Source organism: Dapis brunnea BLCC-M229 (genome assembly GCF_050015995.1).
GTDB lineage: Bacteria > Cyanobacteriota > Cyanobacteriia > Cyanobacteriales > Microcoleaceae > Trichodesmium.
Map to the genome: position 1 here is coordinate 1 of NZ_JBNHEP010000069.1, position 4,728 is coordinate 4,728.

Here is a 4,728-nt window from a genome sequence, read left to right on the forward strand (position 1 = left end):
CAATCTTTATTAGGGCAGCAGTTAAAGACTTTAGTTGATGATTTCCAATTTCAGAAAATTAGACAACTTCTTGAATCTATTTTATAGCGTTTCTCAGGCTAATGAGGTACACCTATTTTTATTTCTTTTCTATTCCCTATTCCCTATTCCCTATTCCCTGTTCCCTATTCCCTGTTCCCTGTTCCCTAAAACAAAGGAATTTTCTACCTCACCAGGATGGAAATTGCTATATGACTAATTATTCTTGAAAATATTCAAAATATAATTATGATTCAACCTAATCATTTACCAAAACAAAATTTAGAAGCTACAATTCTCATTGTTGACGATCAAATTTCAAATTTAAAAGTTTTAGCAAATTTCTTAAAAAACAACAATTATAAAGTCAAAAAAGCTATTAATGGAGAAAATGCTCTGATTGCAGTAGAAACTGATATGCCGGATTTAATTTTATTAGATATAAAAATGCCCAGCATGAATGGTTATCAAGTTTGCCAAAAATTAAAATCTAATCCTCAAACTCAAGATATTCCAGTAATTTTTATTAGTGCTTTGAGCGAAGCATTTGATAAAGTCAAAGCATTTGAATTGGGAGGAATAGACTATATTACTAAACCTTTTCAGGAAGAAGAAGTTTTAGCAAGAATTAGTAGTCAGTTAACTATTAAAAGACAGTCAAAACTCTTAGAAGAAGAACATAAATTATTAAAGATAAAACAAGCATCATTAGAAAAAGAACAAAAAAAACTTAAGCAAGAAATTAAATACAGAAAAGAAATAGAAGAAATTTTATATCAATCAAGGGCAATGATTTCTAGTATTGTCAATAGTTCCCTTGATGGGATTGCCGCTTTAGAAGCAGTCAGAAATCCAAAAACTGGAAAGATTGAGGAGTTTCGCTGTTTAGTGGTTAATCCTCTTATTGCAGAAGTTTTTAATCAAGAAATGGAGAATTTAATCGGTAAGTTGATTTTTAAAAGATTTATTCATAAAATTGACCCTAATTTATTTCCCGCCTTTGTTGAAGTCGTAGAAACAGGAATACCTTTAGAAAAAGACTTTACTTATGAACATAAACAAGAGCAAAAATGGTATCATTTCATTGCCGTTAAATTAGCTGATGGTTTTGCCATTACCGTAAGAGATATTACGGTAAGGAAAAAGCTAGAATTAGAACTAAATTATCTCGCAACCATAGACGGATTAACAGGAATTGCTAATCGTCGTAATTTTCAGGAAACTATAGTCAAAGAATGGCAACGTTGTCAAAGAGAAAAGCAACCTTTATCTCTGATATTATTCGATCTGGATTATTTTAAATTATATAATGATTTTTACGGACATCAAGCTGGAGATAATTGTTTAAAGCAAGTTGCCCAAGCTGCAAAGAATGTATTAAGTCGTTCTTACGATCTGATTGCTCGTTATGGGGGTGAAGAATTTGTGATTCTTTTGCCTAATACAAATCAGGAAGGGGCGAGTTCGATCGCTGAACTTATCCGACAAACTCTTCACAAAATAGCAATTCCTCACAAAGAATCAAAGGTAAGTTCAATTGTTTCTGCTAGTCTGGGTATTGCCAGTATCATCCCTAGTTCGGAAAGTTCACCGGATGCTCTGATTACAATGGCGGATAAAGCTTTGTATATAGCGAAACAAGAAGGGCGCGATCGAGCGATGATTTATACTCCATAAAAAATGAAGAGGAAGAAAAATTCAAGCTATGAATTAGGAGAAACTTTAATGAAGTCAGAAGTTAGAAGTCAGAAGTCAAAAGTTGTTTTTGAATTGTTATAAGAAACCGGGTTTATGTGAGGTAGATGTTGGTATAGTGGGGCATTTAATAAAAACCCGGTTTCTACGTTGATTTATACCGATACTACCGGATTTGATATTAGACCCAATTATTTTGAGAATGCTATGAATACTATATCACACAAAAATTGCGAAGGAATTATTTTAATAGTTGATGATAACCTGCAAAACTTAAAAGTTTTAGCGACTCTTTTAAAAAATCATAATTATCAGGTAAGAAAAGCCATTGATGGGGAAAGTGCATTGCTTTCTATCGAAACTGATATTCCCGATCTAATTTTATTAGATATTAAAATGCCAGAACTCGATGGCTATCAAGTTTGTGCACGTTTAAAAGCGAATCATCAAACTGAGGAAATCCCTATAATTTTTATTAGTGCTTTAAATGAACTTTTTGATAAAGTAAAAGCTTTTGAAGTAGGAGGAATAGATTATATCACCAAACCTTTTCAAGAAGAAGAAGTTTTAGCAAGAATAAAAAGTCAGTTAACAATTCAAAAACAAAAAAAACTACTAGAAAAAGAAAGAAAATTATTAAAAACAGAACAAGATAATCTTAAAGAAGAAATTAGACAACGCAAAGAAGCAGAGGCTATTTTATATCAATCTAGGGCTTTAATTTCTAGTATTTTAAATTCTTCTGTTGATGGGATTGCAGCTATGGCAGCATTAAGAGACAATAGGACGGGAAATATTATTGATTTTTCTTGTTTAGTTGTTAATCCAATTATTGCTAGAGCTTTTAATCGAGAACCACAAGATTTAATTGGTAAAATAGTGGTTAAAAAGTTTTTAGATAGAATTAATTATGATTTATTTCCTAATTTTGTTAAGGTGGTAGAAATTGGAAAATATTTAGAGCAAGATATTTATTATAATGACGAAAAAGAAGGAAAATGGTATCATTTCATCGCTGTTAAATTAGGAGATGGTTTTGCGATTACAGTCAGAGATATTACAGAAAGGAAAAACTTAGAATTAACCCTAGAAGAAACAAATAAAGAATTAGAAGCTTTTAGTTATAGTGTAGCTCATGATTTACGGAATCCATTAGGAAATATTGAATCATTAATTGATTTTCTCCAAGAAGAATATAAAAATCATGATCATCCCACTCAAAGCTCTCAAGAAATTTTTGATGTGATTTCTCAATCAACTGCTCGGATGCAGCAAATTATTAAAGATTTACTGCTGTTATCAAAGGTTAAAAAAAGTGCCATAACTCTTGAATTAATAGATTTAAGTAATATAGTTGAAGACATATTAATGAAACTCCAAAGAAAGGAACCACAAAGAAAAGTAGAATTAGTAATTCAGCCCAATATTATAGCTAAAGTAGATGAAAATTTTTTCACAATTGCTTTAGAAAATTTAATTAGTAATGCTTGGAAATACTCATCTAAAAAAGATGTTACTTATATTGAATTTGGACTTTTATCCGGAGAAAAACAAAATTTAGATGCAATCATTAGTCAATGCTCTTTATATTATAAAGACAAAAACTTATGTGAGCAAAAATTAGATAGAATTTATTTTGTTAAAGATAATGGAGCAGGTTTTAATATGGAAACCGCCCAAGAATTATTTACTCCTTTTAAGCGCTTCCATTCAGATAATGAGTTTCCAGGAATTGGTATTGGTTTGTCAATTGTGAAAAGAATTATTAATCGTCATCAAGGCTTAATTTGGTGTGATTCTCAAGTAGGAGAAGGAACAACTTTTTATTTTACTCTAAACGACTTTGTTGCTTGAAGAAGGAATAATGGTACTTATACCAAATGCAAAAAAGGGAGTAGGGAATAGGGAGTAGGGAATAGGCGAAGAAACAATTATACTATATTCTTTTAAGAAACATTCAATTCTTACATCTGATTCCTGATTGCTATACAAATCTTGCAGTTTGTCTAGATTTCCTGGACTTAAATAATGGTAGCTGTAGGGGCGAACAGCCGTTCGCCCCTACGCCTTTACCCTTAGCAGTACAACTATTAAAGAAATTTTTATATGCCTGGTCTAAATCTTTTAATGATTGTTGTAGTGGAGTGGATGCCACTTCCTTTAACCAAACTAATTCTCGCGCACGCTGTGAATCTCGATTGATTCCAAACATATCGACAACAACCAAATAGTTGATTAATGCGCGTTATTTGTATATAATTTGGATAGATGCGATATTTGTATCTTGCTTTCAATGTTTTTTACCTATTACTCGCACTAAAGCATTATTATAGCATTGGTTGGCATTCCCATAGGACACCAAATTAAAATTATGGTGCGGGTCTTCTGCCAACATTTAGACAAAAGCATACCTCATTAACCTGAAAAACGCTTAAAAACTTACATCACGTTAATAAATTTATAAATAGAAAGTTCAAGTCTGGCAAAGTTTATGGTATTGGGAATAACACACTTGGTATGGTAACTAGAGTAGAATTGGAATTGGAAATCACTTCCCCTAATAAACCTGCCAAATTGGCAACCACTCCCCAATTATTCTGGATATGATTTAGTCATATTAAAAAACTCAAACAAAACAAAGTTTAAAGTTAAGTTCTTTGAAAAATCTTAGGACTTAGACAAATAGACTCAAATATAGATAGGTATAGGTTTTGAGGTCAAAAAGGCATAAATCCTTTTCTGGCTAAGTTTTTCATGGGGAATGATGCCCAAACAGCCTTTTTGAGAGCATTAACGTTATTCCCTCGCCCAGACTGACTTTTCCTAGGTTATGCTACCCAAACAGAGATTTTTTTAATCAGAAAATGTTGATAGCGGTTTTTATTAACTTAACAACTTAACATGGAATACAACTATCAGGTCTGTAACTTATAAAACTGCAAACATACTTATCCTTATTTCGTATCCACTCAATATGATGGGGTAGGGAATGATTATAACTGCCAAGAGCAACTA

Annotated in this window: 3 protein-coding genes and 1 pseudogene; 2 read left to right on the plus strand and 2 right to left on the minus strand. The window is 31.7% G+C overall.

Going from position 1 to position 4,728, the window contains the following annotated elements; translation table 11 throughout:
- The first annotated feature begins 267 nt into the window (after positions 1 to 267).
- Both ACP6PM_RS08115 and ACP6PM_RS08120 read left to right on the plus strand, forming a co-directional pair.
- Positions 268 to 1,695 (plus strand): diguanylate cyclase domain-containing protein, encoded by a 1,428-nt coding sequence (locus ACP6PM_RS08115; RefSeq protein ID WP_426583501.1) that lies wholly within the window; start codon positions 268 to 270, stop codon positions 1,693 to 1,695.
- A 225-nt stretch (positions 1,696 to 1,920) separates the two neighbouring features.
- On the plus strand, positions 1,921 to 3,567 hold the full coding sequence (locus tag ACP6PM_RS08120; RefSeq protein ID WP_426583503.1) for a response regulator: 1,647 nt from the start codon (positions 1,921 to 1,923) through the stop codon (positions 3,565 to 3,567).
- Positions 3,568 to 3,697: 130 nt separating this feature from the next.
- Here the strand turns inward: ACP6PM_RS08120 and ACP6PM_RS08125 are convergent, their stop codons facing one another.
- Both ACP6PM_RS08125 and ACP6PM_RS08130 read right to left on the minus strand, forming a co-directional pair.
- Positions 3,698 to 3,925, minus strand: coding sequence for a hypothetical protein (locus tag ACP6PM_RS08125; protein ID WP_426583505.1), 228 nt, complete (start codon positions 3,923 to 3,925; stop codon positions 3,698 to 3,700).
- Between the two features lie 28 nt (positions 3,926 to 3,953).
- Positions 3,954 to 4,007, minus strand: a pseudogene (locus tag ACP6PM_RS08130) (hypothetical protein); the annotation flags it as partial.
- Positions 4,008 to 4,728: the final 721 nt, after the last annotated feature.

Excerpts from the sequence above, each read along its gene's own strand:
- ACP6PM_RS08120 (WP_426583503.1), top strand. The coding sequence starts at position 1,921 with ATGAATACTATATCACACAAAAATTGCGAAGGAATTATTTTAATAGTT.
- ACP6PM_RS08125 (WP_426583505.1), bottom strand. The coding sequence starts at position 3,925 with ATGTTTGGAATCAATCGAGATTCACAGCGTGCGCGAGAATTAGTTTGG.
- ACP6PM_RS08115 (WP_426583501.1), top strand. The coding sequence starts at position 268 with ATGATTCAACCTAATCATTTACCAAAACAAAATTTAGAAGCTACAATT.